General features: G+C 55.7%; 17 protein-coding genes. 10 read left to right on the top strand and 7 right to left on the bottom strand.

Annotated elements, in window-relative coordinates; all coding sequences use genetic code 11:
• Positions 1-9: 9 nt before the first annotated feature.
• From EHT87_RS07615 to EHT87_RS07605, 3 genes are read right to left on the bottom strand one after another with little or no spacing between them, the layout of a single operon-like run.
• Positions 10-1,185 (bottom strand): glycosyltransferase family 9 protein, encoded by a 1,176-nt coding sequence (locus EHT87_RS07615; protein WP_124905418.1) that lies wholly within the window; start codon positions 1,183-1,185, stop codon positions 10-12.
• Between the two features lie 15 nt (positions 1,186-1,200).
• Positions 1,201-1,779 (bottom strand): D-glycero-alpha-D-manno-heptose-1,7-bisphosphate 7-phosphatase, encoded by a 579-nt coding sequence (locus EHT87_RS07610; RefSeq protein ID WP_124905416.1) that lies wholly within the window; start codon positions 1,777-1,779, stop codon positions 1,201-1,203.
• Positions 1,780-1,782: 3 nt separating this feature from the next.
• Positions 1,783-3,090 carry a glycosyltransferase family 4 protein gene (locus tag EHT87_RS07605; RefSeq protein WP_124905414.1) on the bottom strand — a complete coding sequence of 436 codons (1,308 nt, stop codon included), beginning with the start codon at positions 3,088-3,090 and terminating at the stop codon, positions 1,783-1,785.
• Here EHT87_RS07605 and EHT87_RS07600 point away from each other — a divergent pair.
• Positions 3,090-3,341, top strand: a complete 252-nt coding sequence (locus EHT87_RS07600) for a hypothetical protein (RefSeq protein WP_124905412.1) — start codon at positions 3,090-3,092, stop codon at positions 3,339-3,341. The two genes, EHT87_RS07605 and EHT87_RS07600, sit on opposite strands and share 1 nt — an antisense overlap.
• 87 nt (positions 3,342-3,428) lie before the next feature.
• Here EHT87_RS07600 and EHT87_RS07595 read toward each other — a convergent pair whose 3' ends face one another.
• The 3 genes from EHT87_RS07595 to EHT87_RS07585 all read right to left on the bottom strand — a co-directional run bounded on the left by EHT87_RS07595 (position 3,429) and on the right by EHT87_RS07585 (position 9,438).
• Entirely contained in the window at positions 3,429-4,658 is a 1,230-nt protein-coding gene (locus EHT87_RS07595) for a sialidase family protein (protein WP_124905410.1), read from the bottom strand.
• 94 nt (positions 4,659-4,752) lie between these two features.
• Positions 4,753-6,276, bottom strand: a complete 1,524-nt coding sequence (locus tag EHT87_RS07590; RefSeq protein ID WP_124905408.1) for a RagB/SusD family nutrient uptake outer membrane protein — start codon at positions 6,274-6,276, stop codon at positions 4,753-4,755.
• A gap of 24 nt (positions 6,277-6,300) precedes the next feature.
• Positions 6,301-9,438: a SusC/RagA family TonB-linked outer membrane protein gene (locus EHT87_RS07585; RefSeq protein WP_124905406.1), complete on the bottom strand. Its 3,138-nt coding sequence runs from the start codon at positions 9,436-9,438 to the stop codon at positions 6,301-6,303.
• 484 nt (positions 9,439-9,922) lie between these two features.
• Here EHT87_RS07585 and EHT87_RS07580 point away from each other — a divergent pair, with 484 nt between their 5' ends.
• A complete protein-coding gene (locus EHT87_RS07580; RefSeq protein WP_124905404.1) occupies positions 9,923-10,675 on the top strand; it encodes a succinate dehydrogenase/fumarate reductase iron-sulfur subunit in 753 nt (250 codons plus the stop codon).
• Entirely contained in the window at positions 10,668-11,447 is a 780-nt protein-coding gene (locus tag EHT87_RS07575) for an OBAP family protein (protein ID WP_124905402.1), read from the top strand. Before EHT87_RS07580 ends, EHT87_RS07575 begins: the two co-directional genes overlap by 8 nt.
• A gap of 10 nt (positions 11,448-11,457) precedes the next feature.
• Here EHT87_RS07575 and EHT87_RS07570 read toward each other — a convergent pair whose 3' ends face one another.
• Positions 11,458-11,931, bottom strand: coding sequence for a response regulator (locus tag EHT87_RS07570; protein ID WP_124905400.1), 474 nt, complete (start codon positions 11,929-11,931; stop codon positions 11,458-11,460).
• Positions 11,932-12,143: 212 nt separating this feature from the next.
• Between EHT87_RS07570 and EHT87_RS07565 the strand changes: the two genes are divergently transcribed.
• The 7 genes from EHT87_RS07565 to EHT87_RS07535 all read left to right on the top strand — a co-directional run bounded on the left by EHT87_RS07565 (position 12,144) and on the right by EHT87_RS07535 (position 18,440).
• Positions 12,144-12,665, top strand: coding sequence for a hypothetical protein (locus EHT87_RS07565; RefSeq protein ID WP_124905398.1), 522 nt, complete (start codon positions 12,144-12,146; stop codon positions 12,663-12,665).
• A gap of 87 nt (positions 12,666-12,752) precedes the next feature.
• Positions 12,753-13,436, top strand: a complete 684-nt coding sequence (locus tag EHT87_RS07560) for an NUDIX hydrolase (RefSeq protein WP_124905396.1) — start codon at positions 12,753-12,755, stop codon at positions 13,434-13,436.
• Positions 13,437-13,471: 35 nt separating this feature from the next.
• Positions 13,472-14,266, top strand: coding sequence for an FRG domain-containing protein (locus tag EHT87_RS07555; protein ID WP_124905394.1), 795 nt, complete (start codon positions 13,472-13,474; stop codon positions 14,264-14,266).
• A 177-nt stretch (positions 14,267-14,443) separates the two neighbouring features.
• A complete protein-coding gene (locus EHT87_RS07550) occupies positions 14,444-15,478 on the top strand; it encodes an SDR family oxidoreductase (protein ID WP_124905392.1) in 1,035 nt (344 codons plus the stop codon).
• A 45-nt stretch (positions 15,479-15,523) separates the two neighbouring features.
• A complete protein-coding gene (locus EHT87_RS07545; RefSeq protein WP_124905390.1) occupies positions 15,524-16,012 on the top strand; it encodes a ferritin-like domain-containing protein in 489 nt (162 codons plus the stop codon).
• Between the two features lie 99 nt (positions 16,013-16,111).
• Positions 16,112-16,477 carry an SPW repeat protein gene (locus tag EHT87_RS07540; RefSeq protein WP_124905388.1) on the top strand — a complete coding sequence of 122 codons (366 nt, stop codon included), beginning with the start codon at positions 16,112-16,114 and terminating at the stop codon, positions 16,475-16,477.
• 37 nt (positions 16,478-16,514) lie between these two features.
• Complete coding sequence (locus EHT87_RS07535) at positions 16,515-18,440, top strand: glycoside hydrolase family 2 protein (RefSeq protein WP_124905386.1); 1,926 nt, start codon at positions 16,515-16,517, stop codon at positions 18,438-18,440.
• Positions 18,441-18,466 lie beyond the last annotated feature (26 nt).

The raw sequence follows: 18,466 nt of genomic DNA, 5'->3' as shown, positions 1-18,466 counted from the left end.
CGATGTCGTCTAATGAGTTTTCAATTCGGATCGAAACGGATGCGTTTCTAAACTTTTCGGGGCCGTCAATTCCGCAACGGCCTGCACAATACCCGCCACGGAGGCCCGGGGTTCGGCGGGTTCCGGGAAGTGTTGAAGCAGCCGGTTTCGGGAACGCAACGGGCCGGGCACCTCGAAATACAACACCCGGCTGGGTACCATCCACGGCGTATGTTGCGGATTGGTCATGGCGTAGAGCACCACCACCGGCGTTCCCACCGCCGAGGCAATGTGGACCGGACCGGTATTGTTGGAAATCAGCACCGGTGCCTGCGCAACAAGGCCAATGAAGGTTTCCAGCGAAAAATAACCCGCCAGATTAAAGGCGTTTTCGTCCAGGGCCTGACGGATTTCTTCCACGTAATGCCATTCCGACTGGCTGCCGGTCAACACAATCTGGTAGCCCATTTCGGACTGAAGCTGCCGGGCGGCCCGGATGTACTGTTTCTCGCAAAACCGCCTTTTAACTTCGCTGACACCCGCGTGTAAAAGCAGCCAGGGCCGGTTTGGCTGCACCCCGGATTTCCTCAATAAGTCCAGTGCCTGTTGTTGGGCTTCTGCGCTGACGGACAGTGATATACGTTTATGGGTTGTCGTACTGCCGATTGTTTCTACCAGGGCGAGTTGCCGGTCTACTTCGTGCCGGGTCGCCACCAATACCTCCGGATCGGGCACCCAATCGGTCATGAGCCTGTACGGATTTTCCCGACAGTATCCCAGTACCCGGGGAATTTGGGCCATGTAGCAAAGCAGGGCCGAGGGCAGCGGGTTCTGGCTCTGGACGTTGAAAATGATAGCCGCATCGAACTGCTTTTCTTTCAGCTGCCCAATGAACGGTTGCAGTTCGTCACGGCCTTTTTCGTTTGCCGGTTGGACCCACGGCACATCGAACGGAATAATAGCATCGATTTCGGGAATGAACCGGGCAATACCGGCACCTGCCGGGGACGTCAAAAGAGTTAGTTTTCGATCCGGGACCGACTCTTTCAACGCCCGGAATGCCGGGGTGGTCATCAATACATCGCCCATGTTATCGGGCCGGAAACACAGCACATTCTTACACGCCTGCCACACGGACGAATCGCCGGGTGGGCCATCCGGCAGCCGGTTGGTGGGGTCGTGGGTTGCTATTGTATTGATTTCCATAGGGATTAAGCTTTTTCAGGCCGGGGTGATCGTTTCATTTGCCAAATTGCCACGAACCAGTGCGGCCACTTGACGCCAGTCATAAACCGTATGCGTTGGGGTTCTGTACGGCCCCGGTTCCCACTCGGTTTCGTGACCGGTATCGAGCAGGATCGTTCGGCAGCCCGCCCGGTTTCCGGCCTCCACATCATGGAGAATATCCCCGATCATCCACGAAGCCGTCAGGTCGATCGCGTGTTCGCGGGCGGCCCGTAGGAGTAAACCGGGGTGCGGTTTGCGGCACGAACACGCGATGGCATAGCCCGGAACCGTTCCCTCCGGATGGTGCGGGCAGTAATAAAACCCATCGAGATACACCCCAAAAGGTCGCAGCAACTCCTGCAGGCGGTTTTGGACGGCCACCAGGGCGTTTTCCTCAAAATAACCGTGGGCGATTCCCGATTGGTTCGAGATAATCAGAAGCCGATACCCCGCCTGTTGCAGATGCGCCAGCGTACAACCCGCATTCGGGTTTAGGGTAATGCGTTCAGGGTCAACGTTGTAGGGGACATCCTGGATCAGCGTACCGTCTTTATCAATGAATACCGCTTTCATGCGTCAGGCCGACCGGCTCAATTGTGTCGGGGACAAACTCCCGAGCAGACTCTTTTCGACACCCAGCTGGGCCGGGCGGGGCATGCCCATCTTTTCGTACATTTCGGCGGTTTGCTGAGCCACATTCAGCCAGGTAAACTCCCGGTGTATGCGCCGGAGTGCCCGGGCCCGCAGGGCGTTCGTCAATCGGGGATGCTGAATCAGAAGATGAATTTTTTCGGCCAGGGCTTCGGGCTTTTTCGGCGGAACCAGCAAGCCGGTTTGTCCGTCGATAACGGTATGCTGAATGCCGCCGACCCGGGCCCCGACAACCGGTGTTCCACACGCCATGGCCTCCAGTGGAGTAATTCCGAACGGTTCGTACCAGGGCGTGGTCACAAATACATCGGCTGCGCTGTAATAATACCGCAACAAGTTGCGGTCCCGGCGACCCGTAAACGTAACCTGATCGGCAATATCCTCCAGCTCAACCAGCTTTTGCAACCGGCCAATTTCGGGCGTCGATGCCGGATCCGGCAACTCCGATTCACCCCCAACGATCAAGAGCCGGGTTTTGATACCGTATTTTTTTTTCAGACAACTCACGGCCTGAACCACATTGTCAATTCCTTTTCGGGGAACGATCCGGCCCAGTTGCAGAATGATAAATTCATCCGGTTCCAGCTTCAGCAGCGTTCGGGCCAGCATTTTGCCGACCGGATAAAATTCCTGCGGATTAAATCCGTTGCCGATGATGGTTATTTTAGCGGGATCGGCGTCGTAGAAAGAAATCAGATCGTCGCGGTCCTGCGGACAAAGGGCCACCAGGTGATCGGCTTCCCGAATCACCCGCTCTTCGATGGTGAACCGTTCGGCCGGAAATTTGTCCCCGTCGCCCTGACTGATGCGCCGGACTTTGCCCAGGGCATGAAACGTGACGGTAAAGGGAATGTGCAGCTTTTTTTTGACTTCAGCCGCTACCAGCGCCGACATGAAAAAATGGGCGTGAATAAGCCCGTAAGGTTGGGATTCACTTCGGGCAAAACGGATGAGGTTTTCGGTGAATTCGGGCATGAACGGAAGCAGTTGTTCTTTGGGAAGACACTGGATCGGTCCCGCTTTCAGGTGAATGACCCGGATGTTGGATTTCCAGGCAACGATCTGGGGCAAATGGGGGTGTTCCCAGCGGGTAAAAATGTCAATTTTATAGCCCAACCCGGCCAGATGCTGCGCTAACTCCGCAACGGCAATGTTCTGTCCTCCCGCATCGACTCCTCCCACCACCGCCAACGGGGAAGCGTGTTCGCTGATTAAAGCTAGTGTTCGTTTCATTGCGCGACGCCCAACCAGAAAACCGTCCGATGCAGTTCGAAGCGTCCCGGTTGGATGCCATTTTGAACGCCCTTCTTCTGAAAAGGTTACATGAAGAAGGGTTTATGTTCCCGCAAATGAGGAAACGGACCACCGGAAATAACCCGGTTTCCGGCCCTCGGGCGGAAGTCTTTTTTGCTTTTATTTTCCCGAAATCAACAAAAAAATGGCCCGGCCTGTCTACAGGCCGGGCTGAACAAATCTGGTTGTGAAAATAAGTGTAAATAATTGACAATGAATAGATTGGTAGTATAGAAAACGGCGTTAAAAAAATACGTAACGCAAGCTGCAACCGTCCTTCAATACGAAATATGGCCTTCTTTCCAGTAAATTTCACTATGGCCGTCGGCAAAGTTCCGGGTGGTGACCAGCACCGGCGTGGTGTTGTTTTTCAGGAAAAGAGAACTGTAATACGCGCCTTCATTGACCGGCAGATTCGGCCAGGGGTAGGAAATGCCCGTGAAGTTTTTGGCGACGCTGTTGCCCGCCAGCACCAGCATGGTGTTCTTGCGCCAGTCGCTGCTGATGGCGCGTCCGCCCGCATCCTGCGTGGAGAGCAACGTCTGACCGGTTGGCAACTGCACCAGATAGGGTGCGCCCCCCCAAACTTTTTGGGTGGTAGCCAGCCATCGGCGGTTGTTGGCGGAGGTGCCCAGACCCGCATACTGCCACTTGGCGGCCACCGACGACCACAGTATCCAGGGCGACTGCGTGTTGTTGACCGACTCGATGCCAAACACAATGCCTTTGTTGTCTTTTAAAACCAGGGGTGCGGGCATGCCGTCGCGCATACCGGCGGTATAAGCCACGTGGGCCGGTGAGGTCCAGTTCTGGCCGTTATCCGTCGAATGCACCATCAAAATTTCCTGTTGGGGATTGGCACCGGGCCACCAGGCGGCTTCGCTGGAATAAAACAGCTCGATGTCACCGTCAGGAAGTTGTACCATGGCCGGTTCCCAGGAACGGCCGGTTGCCACAATTTTGGGCGCCCCAAAGGTCCAGCCGTGGTCTTTACTGAGTCGAATCTGGATGTTATCGTGGACATTGTCGTCCGGTTTTCCGCGACCCGTGAACGCCAGCATGACCTCGCCGTTCTGCAGGACAATGAGGTCCGGATTGGCAAAACCGTAGTAATTGGGATCGGTATCGGCCATCAGGATTTCCACTGCCGACCAGGTTGTGCCGCCGTCGGTGCTGCGCCGGATGGCGATATTATCCCAGTAATTTTCCCGGTCGCCAAAGTGATAGGTCAGCAGCAGGGTGTCACCCCGCACGCGGTGAATCCGGCCATATTCGGCAAAATAAACATCGTGGGAAAGTTTGCGGGCCGTATTATCCCAGGTAATGGAAAGCGACGGTACGGTTTCGTCGGCCGGGGGCTGATCGTCGGGCGCGACGGTCGACGGCGGTGGCGTAACCGGTGTGGGAGTCTCACCGGAATCACTCTTGCATTGAACCAGAAACAGCAGTCCGATCAGCCAGATCAAGCCATTCAATGGTAAAATGGGGTTGCATTTTTTGGTATACATAGGAAAGTCGTTGCTCAGCGAATCAGGCAGTGACCCAAGTACAGGCCCGCAATTAAAACCGTGGGCCTGTACTTGGGTCACTGCCCTTTGGGTATCAATAACCGGGATTCTGCGTCAAATTGGGGTTCAAATCCCGGTCGGTTTGCGGAATGGGCAATAGCTCGCTCCGGCCTTTAACGAACGTGGAAAAAGCCGGGTCGCGGGTTGCCAGCTGCGGCCCCAGATCACCCCAGCGGGCGAGGTCGTTCCAGCGGTGGCCTTCCCCCGACAGCTCCGTAAGGCGTTCGTGTTTGAGCTGGGCCAGAAACTGGGCCTGGGTCAAACCCGGTTTGACGGCCGACAGCCGGGCCAGACCCGCCCGCTGCCGCACCTGATCGACGAAGGGATACGCCTGGGCGGTTTTTCCCGTAGCGTTCAGGGCTTCGGCATACATCAGCAACACGTCGGCGTAGCGAATGTAGCGCCAGTTGTTGGGCGAACGGTAGCCTTCTTCGTTCTTCCAGTGGTCGTTCTGAAACTTGCGGAACCACACGCGTTTGTTGTCGGTCCCGTAGCGTTGCAGAAACGTCTGGCCGTAGATCATCGTAAAGGCAGGGCCGCGTACATCCGTGGAATCAAACAGAAACGAAGCGTCCAGACGCGGATCGCGGGCACCGGTGGTGGTGGGTTCGTTGAACTCCCGGGTCACCCAGCGCTGGGCCTCGCCGTCGGACCAGCCGATGCCGCTGGGGCCGAAAAACTGCGCGATGGAGGTGCCGTAGTTCTGATTGGGCGTTTCCGTATCGTCATCGGTGTACTCGGCCGGATTCAGCTCAAACTGCCACTCGAACACCGACTCGCGGTTGTTCTCGGTCGAGATCAGAAAATTTTCGCGGTAGTTCGGCATCAGGGCATAAATGCCTTTGCCCTCCCCTTCGGTCAGCCATTGCAGGGGCGTGATGGCTTCCGCATACTTCCGCTGTTGCAGATAGGCCCGGGCCAGCAGCGCGTAGGCCGCGCCTTTGGTGGCCCGACCCAGATCGGCCGGTCCATACGTGGTGGGCAGGCTGGTTGCGGCTTCGGTCAGATCCTTCTCAATCTGCGCAAATACCTGCGCCTGCGTAGCACTGGACGGTTTTTCGCTAATAACCGGAGTGGTCAGAACCAGCGGCACATTCCCCCACAAGGTTGCCAGGTGAAAATAAAACATGGCCCGCAGAAATTTGGCTTCCCCGATATACCGTTGCTTCAGGGCTTCGTCCATCGAAATGGCCGGTACGTTGTCGATCACCTGATTGGCGCGGTTGATCCCGATGTAATTATCGTTCCAGACCGCGTAGGCATTGCCGTAATTGAAATCGGTAATCAGGAACTGGTCCATGTTATTGACAATGTCCGTTGCGGGGCTCTGACTCCGGCCTTCGTCGGAGCGGATGATGTAGTAAAACGGCATCCAGCGCGAAATACCGCCCCGGTGCGTCGTGCTGTAAATGGCATTCACGCCCGCCAGCGCATCATCGGCGGTTTTCCAGAACGATTGGGTCGTTACCTGATTGGGATTGACGATGTCCAGATTTCGGTCGCAGGCTGCCAGGACCGTGGTTGCGGCCATAAGCAGCGAAATAAATCTATTTTTCATGATGAGTTTCGACAAGGAGTTGGCTTAAAAATCAAGATTGACACCGACAGACACCACGCGGGGCGTTGGCCAGTGCCCGTTATCGACTCCGCGTTCCTGAATATTGGCACCCGTAACGTCGGGGTCCAGACCCGAATAACTCGTGATGGTAAACAGGTTCTGTCCGCTGACATACACCCGCGCGCTCCGGATTTTGGCCCGGTTCAGCAGTGCTTTGGGAACCGTATAACCCACCTCGATATTGCGCATCCGGACGTACGATCCATCTTCCAGCCAGCGATCGCTGTAGGCCAGGTTGTTGGAAATAATACCCTGGTCGCCCTCCGCCAGACCAATGCGCGGGTCGGTGGTGCCGGTATTGGTGGCCGACCAGGGGCTAACATCCCGCCGGAAGTTGGTCAGCTGGTAGCTATCCAGACTACGCCGGACATCGTTATACAGCGTATACCCAAATACGCCCACCAACTGCACATTCAGCGAAAACTGTTTGTAGGAAGCGTTGAACTGGGCACCCGCCTGCAGGGTTGGCCAGGGGGAAGAGACAAACTGGCGGTCGTTGACGTCGATGCGGCCGTCGTTGTTCAGGTCTTCATACCGAACATCCCCCGGTTTGGCAAAAGGCTGAACAAGCTTACCATCCGGGCCTTTGTAGTTGTTGATTTCTTCCTGACTCTGGAACAAACCGGCCGTTTTCAGCAAAAACCACTGCCCAACGGGATTGCCCACCTGCGAACGGGTATTTCCGCTCAGGATGTAGTTGATGTTCTGCCCCTGATTTCCCACGTTTTCGACCCGGTTTTTGATGGTTGTGAAGTTTCCCGATACCTCCCACCGAAACGGGTGTTCATTGTTGCGGTAGGTAGCCGCAAACTCGATGCCCCGGTTGCGGATCGATGCGGTATTCACGTACGGATTGCCACGCAGGTTGCCCAGATAACCGGGAACCGTCAGGTTCAGAATGGCATTCGACGACAGCGAATTGTACACGTTGATTTCGGCCGTCAGGCGGTTGCGGAAAAAACCGGCGGTCAGGCCGTAGTTCTGCTGCACCCGTTCTTCCCAACGCAGATCGGGATTCGCCAGCTGGGCCTGATACGCGCCCACGTTTTCACTCTGATCGGCACCAAAAATGGCCCGCGGATTGCTGTTGATGAAAGCCGTATAAGGGAACGACCCCAACGTTGGTACCACAATGCCGAGCTTGCCGTAGGATGCGTTCAGTTTCAGATCCGTTACCCAGTCGACCTTGAAAAACTTCTCCTGGCTGATGCGCCACGCAACGGCAACAGAAGGGAAAAAACCGGTCCGGTTGCTGGCTCCAAATCGGGAATCCTGGTCCACGCGCCCGGTCAGCGTCAGCAGGTAGCGGTCGTTGTAAGTATAGTTGACGCGGCCCAGATACCCCAGAATGCGGTAAAATTCAGGAATGCCGCCGGCTGAAGTCGAGATACCGGTAGCCGCACCGATGGTATTGAAATACTGACCGCCGGCAAAACCGAGGTTGGTGCGCCCGCCGGTGGTTGACTCGCGCCGGTTGGTTTGCTGGCTGATTCCCAGCACGCCGTTGATGCTGTGGGGCCCGAACGTCCGGTTGAAGTTCAGGGTGTGTTCGAACAGCAAACTCGTAAACCGGGAGCGATCTTCCGAAACGGAGGTCGGCACCGGAGCGGCATTGTATTGGTAGGTGCCCAATAACCGCAGATTCTGAATGTAGTCGAAACTCACGTCCAGACCGGCATTGAAGCGGTAGGTGAGCCAGTCGGCAAATTTGAAATCCAGAAAACCGTTGCCGACCAGCCGGGCGAAATTAGTTTTATTGGTCGACAGGTTGCGGGCCGCTACCGGATTGAAGGCATACGTCGGAGCGTCGGGGTACGTACCGATCCCGTAGCCGCCGGGGTTGCCGGCGCTGATGTAGCGCGGGTCCTGCACCGGAATCACCGGCAGATTCGTCGCCATGTCGTAGATCGGATTGATGCCCACGGGAATGTTATTGCCGTTCGAATTGGTCAGCACAATATTTTCCCCAATCGTGAACCGCCCCAGCTCACTCCGGGTATTGATCCGCAGGCTGGCGCGGTTGAAGTCACTGCCCCGAACGTAGCCCGCGTTGTTGAAATAGCTGCCTGAGATGAGATACGTACCGGTTTTGGTCCCACCGGACAGGGACAGGTTGTAATCCTGCAAATTGCCGGTGCGCAGTACCTGATCCTGCCAGTCGGTATTGATGTTCGGATTGAAGGTTGCGGTGGCCACGCTGGACGGGGGCGTTTGCCCCGCATTCTGGTATTGGGTTCGCTGCAGGGCCGCAAAACCGGCTGCGTCCGTCAGATCCCAGCGTTTATACGCCTGTTGAACCCCGTATTTGCCCGAAAACGAAACGCGGATGGGGCCTTCCTTGCCCTGTTTGGTGGTGATGATAATGACGCCGTTGGCCGCCCGCGAACCGTAAATAGCCGCTGCTGACGCGTCTTTCAATACCTGAATCGATTCGATGTCATCCGTATTGATGGTCGGATTGGCGTCGGCGATCATGCCGTCGATGACGTAGAGCGGATCGGTATTGAGGAAACTGGCCACCCCGCGAATCTGGATCGAAGCCTGCTGACCCGGAACCCCGGTATTGCGAACGGTCACACCGGGCGACAACCCCTGGACGGATTCCGCCAGCGACTGGGCCGTCACCCGATTGGCATCCGTCGGACTGATAACGGAATTGGCTCCCGTTACGTCGCGCCTTTTCACCGCCTGGTAGCCAATCACCACCACCTCGTTCAGGGCCGTGGCCGTTGGAGACAAGGTCACATCCACCGTGCTGCGGTTGTTGATGGGCACATCCTGGGAAGCATACCCAATGAAGGAAAAGGTCAGTACACTCGCCCCTTCGGGCACATTCAGGGTGTAAACGCCTTCGGTGTTGGTGGTCGTTCCGTTGCTGGTGCCTTTGATGAGCACCGTTACACCCGGCAGGGGCTGGCCGCGTTCATCGAGAACACGCCCGGTGATGGGTTGCACGACCGGTTTTAGTTTCGCTGTTGGAGTAGCCTGGAGTAAGGAAGGGCTGAATGAACTGAGAATAAGGGCCAGCCATGTCGTTTTTAGTAAACGCAAAGCCGATACGGTTGCCCGTCGGCAGCCGTGGGTCAATACATACTTTTTCATAAGTGAGTTTGATAAATGAATTTCTGACTGTGTTTTTCGACCAGCTACTGACCACCATCGTCCCGCAACCGGAGTTGCTCAGGGTCCGGGATAACCGGCCTTGCTCGTTCACAAACCGCTTTTTTTCATAGGCAAATGGATTATAGGAGTATGCTTCATCGACGGAACCAGCTGGCAAATCATCGCACCGGAACCCGACATTCGTCCGTAAAGGCAACCAACTCCCTAAACTAAATTTTGTCTGTTTTGTATAAAAAAATGGGTTGTTCGTAGATTTTAACAGTAGTTGCTTTTTAGTAATGTACTGTTATTCAGGATTTTAATGATCTTTTAGTTCAATTGTTCGCCCTACGAAAACCAGGAGCCGGGGACCATTCCCTTGTTTACGACCAGCCGCACCGAACATTCACGGCCATCGGTCATTTCATCAGTCAGCGGATTGGCCGATACAACCGGCGTTTACCTCACACTCACTAACCATACTATGGATGTCAAGTTGAAAGTCTGGCGACAAAAAAACAGCCAGACCCCGGGCAAACTGGTCGACTACCAGTTAAAGGATATTTCCCCGGACATGTCGTTTCTGGAGATGTTCGACGTGCTCAACCAGGATCTGATGCTTCGTGGCGACGATCCGGTCGTGTTCGATCACGACTGTCGGGAAGGAATTTGCGGTTCCTGCGCCATGTACATCAACGGCCGGCCCCACGGCCCCCAGACCGGCGGAGCCACCTGTCTGCTGCACATGCGGAGTTTTGCCGACGGTAGTACCATCGTTGTCGAACCCTGGCGGGCGAAGGCTTTTCCCATCATTAAAGACCTGGCCGTCGATCGCTCGGCTTTTGACCGGATTGTTCAGGCGGGGGGCTATATTTCCGTCAATACCGGTGCGGCACCCGATGCCAATGAAATTTTGATTCCCCGCGAAACCCAGGAAACCGCCATGGATGCTGCCGCCTGTATTGCCTGCGGAGCCTGCGTGGCGGCCTGTAAAAATGCGTCGGCCATGTTGTTCACGGCGGCTCAGGTTTCCCGGTATGCGGTTTTGCCACAGGGGCAGCCCGAGCGCCAGCTGCGGGCCGAACGCATGGTGGCGCAAATGGATGCCGAAGGGTTCGGGGCCTGCTCGTTTACGGGGGCCTGCGCGGTGGAATGTCCGGCTTCTATTTCTCTGGACCACATTACCCGTTTAAACCGGGAATACCTGAGTGCCAAACTGACCTCCAACCATGATTGAAACAAACCGGAATGCCTCGCTCTCCGTCTGGCTGCTTCTGGCCTTGCTGACGGCTTGCGGAGGGAAAAATACCGACTCCAACGTAGCGTCGCCCGGGGCCGAAAAGTCGACAAAAACCGGGGTGCTCGAAACCGGGGCCGACCTGCTGCAAAACAAAGCCCCGCTCAATGCGATGAGCATGTACCTCGATGGGTTTCATTTTTACAGTGGCTATATGAAGGGCCAGATGGAAGCGCATCACTACTGCACGCAGGTGAATGACGATCTGGTGCAATGCCTGATTTTTGACGGAAACGGCAAGGATGCCAAGATCATGGGAGTGGAATACATCGTTTCCGAACGGCTTTTTAAATCGCTGCCCGAAGAAGAAAAAAAGCTGTGGCACAGCCACCACCACGAAGTGAAATCGGGCACGCTCATTGCACCCGGTTTGCCGTTGGCGGCCGAACACGAACTGATGGAAAAGTTGGTTTCGACCTACGGCAAGACGTACCACACCTGGCACACGGACCGCGATCTGACCCTGCCGGTTGGGCATCCGATGCTCATGATGGGATTTACGAAGGATGGTCAGCTGGCCGACAGCCTGATTGCCGGGCGGGACAAACGGTTTGGCATTTCCACGGCGGAGAAACGCCGGAACCGGGCGGATATTCCCATGCCGAAGGTTCAGCCCGGGGCCAACGCCTGGGAGAAAGGCGAAATCCGGCAGTTGAAAGTCACGGAGGAAAGCCAGCCCGTGGCGGGTCATTCGCATGACCCGGACAATTAAACAAGAGGATTTACCGGAAATTGGGCAAAGCCGCTACTTCCCACCAGTATTCTTTGAACGCCCGAAAACTCTCGAGCCAATCCTTGAAATCAATGGGCTTGACAACGTACGACGTGACCCCGGAATCGTAGGAGCGGGTGATGTCTTCGACCTGGTTGGAGGCACTCAGCAACACGATGGGCAGATACCCAATGGGCGCCGGCAGCGATCGAATCTGCTGCAAAAGCTGCCAGCCCGTTTCCTTGTCCGGCAGGTAGAGATCCAGGAAAATCAGTAAAGGGGTGCGGATTCCAATCGTCAGACAGTCATTCAGGTACTCCAGCGCTTCCGCCGACGTGCTCGCCCATACCGGCGTGGCCTCCATGAAACTGGATTGCATCGCCTTCTGAATAAAAACCCAATGATCGGGATTGTCTTCAATGACCAGGACCCGGTCATTTTTAAGTGGTTGAGCCGGGTTTCTTTTTTGAGTGTGAATGCCCATGGTTCATCTTCGGTTTCCTTATACTACTCATATTGGTATAGTTTTGTTTGATCATTTAAAGTGGAAAAATACAATTAACGGACCGTTTGTGAGAATAGGGCCGTTGGCTTATTTTAAAAAGAGTTGTCGTTGGCCGATTAAACAAACGTATGGAGGGGATCGTTTTTACAAACAGGGAGTAAGGTTTTCCTCAGCACGTAGGTTTTGGTAGAATGGTTATCGTTTTGAACGGAATTAAGAATGGTGTTAACTGGACGAATCTGACGCTCAGTGTCAAGTCGCACGAGGCTGCGTTCGAAAGTTTATCTACCTACGTCGCCAAAGGCCTGGTTCTGCTCGATGCCTGTCTGATCGATGGGGATAACCGGTTGGAACTCCCGATAGAAGTGTTCGATGGGCAACCGTTTAGATGGCCTTTGCAACAACTCCAAAACGAGTGGGAGCTAATCCTGGGCGACCGTTCGGTCCAGGTCGTTCAGCAGAACAGGCAAAGGGCCAAAGACTGGGATGATCTGCTTATCATCTATTATGAGAAGCAGATAGACCATTTCAGCCGGATTATTGAGCAACTGGAAAAAGCCGCCACAACCAATACGACCAAGCGCTCTTCACCCAAAAAAAATCGCCTGGCTTATCAGTATGAACTCCTGATCCAGCGGCACACGCAGCAACTGGCGGCCATTCAGAAGTCCCATCAAAAAGCCCTTGAGCACCTGCGTCGGCTTCACTCGTAGGGCCGGTCCGAATGCTCATTCGTTCGAGTGCATACCAATCCAGGGCACCTAGGTTCGGTTCTATCAGCAGATAGGAACGGATCGATTATGGAAAAAAAAGAACCTTTTCAGCACGCCTTCAAATACCAGGCCTGGCGCCAGCGACTGCTCGACAATCAAATTCGGCTTCGCGCCGTGGAGGATGCGTATACCCACTATGGGTCCGATGGAACGGTGTTGTATTCGCTGGTAAAGCTCGACGCCCGGACGCCCGAAGGAACGGCCCTCGCTCCCCTGTGTTTTATAAAGGGCGATGCTATTTCGGTGTTGGTGGTGCTGATCGATGAAGAAACCGGAGACAAGTTTGTGCTGCTGGTACGGCAACGGCGCGTCTGCGATGGGTCAGAAACGTATGAACATCCGGCGGGCATGATCGACGAGGGCGAAACCCCGTTCGACGTGGCGCTTCGGGAACTGAAAGAAGAAACCGGCTTGCAAATACCTCCGGACAACCTGATTCCGCTGGGGTCCAAAGCCTGGTTTTCGGCCACCTCGACCAGCGACGAATCCCTCTACTTCTTCTATTGTGAATGCCGGATGCCGGGATCCGACGTTCGGGCTCTGCACGGAAAATCGACCGGCAAAGCTTCCGAACAGGAACACACCCGGCTACACATCGCGACCTTTCCGGAAGCCCACCGGCTCATCAGTAACCTGCACGGCATACTGGGGCATTTTCTGTATGTACAGGCCACCGGCGATTATGAAACCATGAAAGCGCTTTCTTTTTAGGGACAGGCCGTCCTGGCTAAAACCGTCTTGTCAGCATGAAAGAAACACGCGTCAGCAGCTGGAATGAATTGATGGACAGCTTCTATGAGCGGGCCTGGACGCCGAATCTCAACCGGTTTCGACCGACGTTTGCCTTTCGGGGTTTGCCCGATGCGGCCTACACGCTCAGCACGTCGCTGATGCGTCTGGCCGATCACCACGCTCAGCTGGAAGGCCACCTGCTTCGCAATTTTAAAAAATACGCCCACCGGGTGGTTGCCGAGGAGGAGTCGTTCTGGTACTGGCTGTCGGTGGCCCAGCACCACGGCCTACCCACGCGGCTGCTGGACTGGACGTTTTCGCCGTATGTCGCCCTGCATTTTGTGACTGCCTGTGTCGACCTTTTTGATCGTGATGGCGTAATCTGGTGTGTGGATTACAAGGCCGTTCACCGCCACTTGCCTCCGCAGCTGACAGAAAGTCTGGCGAAGGAAGGAGCCGACGTCTTTACCGTAGAGATGTTGCGTCAGATTCCGTCGCTTGCGGAGTTCGACCGGGTATGCGATCCGGCTTGTGCGTTGTTTTTTGAGCCGCCTTCGATGGACGAACGGATCATCAATCAATATGCGCTTTTCTCCGTGGTTTCGTCGCCCACGCTGGGCTTGAACGACTGGCTCGGCGAGCACCCCGAAAGCTACCGGAAAATCATTATTCCGCACGCCCTCAAGTGGGAAATTCGCGACAAGCTGGATCAGGCGAACATCAACGAACGGGTGTTATTTCCGGGCCTGGATGGCCTGAGTCGCTGGCTTCGGCGTCAGTATATTCCCATGAACCTGCAGCCGCCCTGATGCCGGTTTCGGTTGGTCCGAATCCTTACTTTTCAACGGATCGAATCCGGACCGGTAACACTTGGAAAGAAGGCCGGTTGTCAAAGCAGACAAAAGGACTACCGGTCCAGCCTTCCAGCGCTCTTGGGACAAACCGGTATGCTGCACACTCAATTTATACGAAGAATCACAAATCAGATGAAAGTTTCATTCAAGCCCCTGAAAGAGCAGGTCATGGTGATTACCGGAGCGTCAAGCGGAATTGGCCTGGCAACTGCGCATGAAGCGGCAAAACAAGGAGTCAAACTGGTGCTGGCTTCCCGCAACGAAGCCGCGTTGGCCGAGGTGGTGGCGCAAATCAACGGCAGGGGCGGACACGCCGTTTACGTGGTGGCCGATGTGGGTCGCCGGGAGGATGTGCAGCGAATTGCCGAAACCGCCATCGAACACTTTGGCAGCTTCGACACCTGGGTTAACGACGCGGGACTATCCATTTGGGGTCGGCTGGACGAAGTCAGCGACGAAGACCATCACCGGTTGTTCGATACCAATTTCTGGGGCGTGGTATACGGTTCGCTGGTTGCGGTGCCTTACCTGAAAAAACAGGGCGGTACGCTGATCAACCTGGGCAGCGTAGCCTCCGATGTGGCTTTTCCGTTGCAGGGCATGTATTGCGCGAGCAAACACGCCATCAAGGGATTTACCGATGCGCTGCGAATTGAACTGGAAGAAGAAGGTGCTCCGGTTTCGGTGACGCTCATCAAACCCGCAGCCATCAATACGCCCTTTACCGAACACGCCCGCAACTACATGGACAAGGAACCCAAACTGCCCCCTCCGGTCTATGATCCGCAGGAGGTGGTGAACGCCATTCTGCACGCGGCTACGCTCCCCGAACGGGATATTTACATCGGCAGCGGAGGAAAAGCCATGAGTTCATTCAATAAATACGCACCCCGGCTGATGGACCGGGTGAGCGAAACCGTCATGGTTGGCCAGCAGCGACGCAACGAGCCACCGCGCAATCCGGCCGGTGCCTTGCATCAGCCGGGCCGCGACGGCCGGGTTTACGGCGACCATCCCGGCCATGTTATGAAAACCAGTTTTTACACCCGCGCTTCCCTGCACCCTCTGATTACCGGGGCCCTCGTGGCCACGGTCGGGCTGGCCACCGCAGCCCTGCTTCGTCGGGACGGAAAGGGCACAAAGGCTAGATGGAAGGCTCTGGTTTAAGAATGTATAGTCAACCCAACTTTTAACACCAACTTTTTAGTTTCAATGAAAACCATGCAGGATTTTATGGAGCACACGATCCAGGATCTGTACTCCGCCGAAAACCAGGCCCTCGAAGCGATGCCCCAGTTGATGGAGCGGGCACAGACTGACCAGCTGAAAGAAGCGATGGCCGTTCACCAGCGCGAAACCGAGCAACATGTGCGACGCCTGGAGCAGATTGCCCGGCAAATGGGCATCGATCCGGATGGCGAAACCTGCGTGGCAATGCAGGGCCTCATCGAAGAAGCGCAGGATCTGCTGGATCAGCTCGAAGACAATCAACTGGCGGATGCCGCCATTATTGCAGCCGCGCAGAAAATGGAGCACTACGAAATTGCGGCTTATGGAACGGCGCGGACGCTGGCGCAGCAGGCGGGTCAGGATCAAGTTGCGGACCTTTTGCAAACGACGCTGAAGGAAGAAAAAGCAACCGATGAAAAACTGACGACCATTGCCACCGGCACTGTCAATCCGAAGGCGGTTCAGTCGTGACAAAATGCGGAGGCAGACCAGTGGCTCACGCGTGGGCCGTCTGCCTCCGCATTTTTTGTTTTTTGTAGAGACGTGCCTGTTCTTTCATTCGTTACAGCCATGAGACTGATTCCAACCAAAGTCCACGGTATGCTGGACTACATCAGTGGTGTTTTCTTCGCCATCTCTCCCTGGGTTCTGGGCTTCGCCACGGGGGATGCGGCCCAGTGGGTTCCGATCATTCTGGGGGGTATGGCCATCGTTTATTCGGTCTTTACAGACTATGAACTGGGGTTGGTCCGGCGATTGCCCATGCCGGTGCATCTAACACTGGATGTGTTGAGCGGGGTGGTGATGGCGGCTTCTCCCTGGCTTTTCGGCTTTGCCGACCGGGTGTATCTGCCGCACGTTGTTTTCGGTATAATTGAGATAGGAGCGGGATTATTTACCCAACGGGCACCCTATGCCGCGCGTTCTACGCGTTAATGCATGATAGGAAAGATTTTTTCACGATCAAAAATCCATGGAGCTTAAACATCCTAACACCGGGCTTTCGGCCAGCCTTCCCGAAACGAACACAACTTCCGAACCAGAGAATCTGCTCCCCAGAGCGGTTTTACGACCCAACGGGTCTATTTTATTGGATGGCGAGTGGCGCTTTGCCCTCGATCCCGACGACCGGGGGCTGCTGGACCGGTGGTGTCTGGGCCACGACTACGACGATACCGCCCACTGGCCCGGTTCCATTGAAGACCACATGGCTCAGGCCAAAGGCCGCACCTCCTCACCGGGCGGGGCCGGGTGGCAGGACAAAATCGTTGCTTGGTATGAACGGGAATTTACGCTGCCGGTTCGCAGCGAATCGCACGCCCGGAACAGCCTGATCCAGCTTACTTTCGGGGCTTGTGGCTACGAAACCCGCGTGTGGCTCAATGGCCACCCACTCCGTACCATCGAGGATGAGGAGGTGCATTTGGGCGAATACACCTCCTTTTCGTATGAACTACCCGAGAATTGCCTGCGCCCGGTCAACCGGCTCACCGTGCGCATTGCCGACACGATGGATGCCGAAATTCCGCGGGGCAAACAGGAGTCACACGTGTACAAACGGGGCGGTATCTGGTATCAAACCTACACGGGGGCCGTCCGGAGTATCTGGCTGGAAACCGTGGAGCGCAACCGGTTACGAACCCGCGTCGGCGTGGTGAGTATTGTCGAAGACCGGCTCGTTCGGTTCAGCTTCACCACCCGAATCCACGATCCGGGCGATTACGTGCTGCGGCTACAGGCCTTTGCTCCGGGGGCTACTGAGCCGATGGCCACTTCCGATTATCCGTTGCGTCTGGACGCCGGACAAAAGCAGCAACGGGTCGTGCTTGATCTGAATACGGCCCAGTTGTGGTCGCCCGACACGCCGATACGGTATAAGCTCGTGGCCCAACTCATTGATTACGAAGGGTATGTTGCGCAGATAGAAACCCATTTTGGCCTGCGGAAAATCGAAGCGCGTGGTCGCTACGTGTACCTGAACAATGAATCCATTTACCTGGATGGGATTCTGTACCAGCCCGGAACGGCCACCTACGAAGAAATGCGGCTGCACATGCGGGCCATGAAGGAATTAGGCTGTAACCTGGTACGGGTACACATTGCCGGGGTTGACCCCCGAATCTATAATCTGGCCGACGAATTAGGCCTCTTGCTGTGGGTGGAAGTACCCAGTCCGCACGTTTCGACCGCACTCAGCCGAAAAAACCACCAGGCCGAATTGATGCGCATGGTGGCCCTGATCGGAACGCATCCTTCGGTGGTGATCTGGAGCCTGTACAATGAAGACTGGGGCGCTCAGGACATTGCGACCAATCCCGACACCCGGAAATACATTATGGATATGTACCATTTTATGCAACTGGCGTATCCGCAGTTTCTGGTGGTCGATAACGACGGCTGGCAGCATATTTCGTTTGAAGGACGTTTGAAGTCGGACCTGCTGACGGCCCACCTGTATACCCCCGATCTGGCCCGGTGGCGGACTCTGCTCGACCGGCTGGCTTCGGGTGACCTCTCGGGGGTGGCCGCTTTTTCGCTCGTGGTGGGCGACCCGTTTTTCTACCGCAAACAGGTGCCGCTGGTGATCAGTGAATGGGGCGGTTTTGGCTTTGCCGATTATGGTGGCCCCACGGAACTGAACGACCGGGCGGAGCGCATCCGGCAGTTCAAGCATGAATTGCGGCAACACGCCATAGCCGGGGATATTTACACCCAGGCAACCAACATTGAAGACGAGCGCAACGGCCTCATCGACCCGCATACCGGCGAACTCAGTGTGCCCGCCGGGCTGCTTAATTCGAGAACCGCCGATCCGCCAGCGCCCCAACCCGGTATTCAGGTGAAACCGGAAGACGCACCGGCAAAAGTGAACGGAACCGAAAATCGGCCCATCGCCTAGGAGATTCCCCGATTGTTAACTTACCT

Source organism: Larkinella knui, assembly GCF_003858645.1.
In the GTDB taxonomy this organism is placed as follows: domain Bacteria; phylum Bacteroidota; class Bacteroidia; order Cytophagales; family Spirosomataceae; genus Larkinella; species Larkinella knui.
Note: the sequence above shows the minus strand (reverse complement) of the source record. Positions and strands in the feature narration are given on the sequence as shown.

Bases quoted from the DNA above. Each gene is read 5' to 3' on its own strand.
- EHT87_RS07540 (WP_124905388.1), top strand. From the start codon at position 16,112: ATGAGACTGATTCCAACCAAAGTCCACGGTATGCTGGACTACATCAGT.
- EHT87_RS07575 (WP_124905402.1), top strand. From the start codon at position 10,668: ATGATTGAAACAAACCGGAATGCCTCGCTCTCCGTCTGGCTGCTTCTG.
- EHT87_RS07595 (WP_124905410.1), bottom strand. From the start codon at position 4,658: ATGTATACCAAAAAATGCAACCCCATTTTACCATTGAATGGCTTGATC.
- EHT87_RS07615 (WP_124905418.1), bottom strand. From the start codon at position 1,185: ATGGAAATCAATACAATAGCAACCCACGACCCCACCAACCGGCTGCCG.
- EHT87_RS07550 (WP_124905392.1), top strand. From the start codon at position 14,444: ATGAAAGTTTCATTCAAGCCCCTGAAAGAGCAGGTCATGGTGATTACC.
- EHT87_RS07590 (WP_124905408.1), bottom strand. From the start codon at position 6,276: ATGAAAAATAGATTTATTTCGCTGCTTATGGCCGCAACCACGGTCCTG.
- EHT87_RS07565 (WP_124905398.1), top strand. From the start codon at position 12,144: ATGGTTATCGTTTTGAACGGAATTAAGAATGGTGTTAACTGGACGAAT.
- EHT87_RS07560 (WP_124905396.1), top strand. From the start codon at position 12,753: ATGGAAAAAAAAGAACCTTTTCAGCACGCCTTCAAATACCAGGCCTGG.
- EHT87_RS07610 (WP_124905416.1), bottom strand. From the start codon at position 1,779: ATGAAAGCGGTATTCATTGATAAAGACGGTACGCTGATCCAGGATGTC.
- EHT87_RS07535 (WP_124905386.1), top strand. From the start codon at position 16,515: ATGGAGCTTAAACATCCTAACACCGGGCTTTCGGCCAGCCTTCCCGAA.
- EHT87_RS07605 (WP_124905414.1), bottom strand. From the start codon at position 3,090: ATGAAACGAACACTAGCTTTAATCAGCGAACACGCTTCCCCGTTGGCG.
- EHT87_RS07555 (WP_124905394.1), top strand. From the start codon at position 13,472: ATGAAAGAAACACGCGTCAGCAGCTGGAATGAATTGATGGACAGCTTC.
- EHT87_RS07570 (WP_124905400.1), bottom strand. From the start codon at position 11,931: ATGGGCATTCACACTCAAAAAAGAAACCCGGCTCAACCACTTAAAAAT.
- EHT87_RS07585 (WP_124905406.1), bottom strand. From the start codon at position 9,438: ATGAAAAAGTATGTATTGACCCACGGCTGCCGACGGGCAACCGTATCG.
- EHT87_RS07580 (WP_124905404.1), top strand. From the start codon at position 9,923: ATGGATGTCAAGTTGAAAGTCTGGCGACAAAAAAACAGCCAGACCCCG.
- EHT87_RS07545 (WP_124905390.1), top strand. From the start codon at position 15,524: ATGAAAACCATGCAGGATTTTATGGAGCACACGATCCAGGATCTGTAC.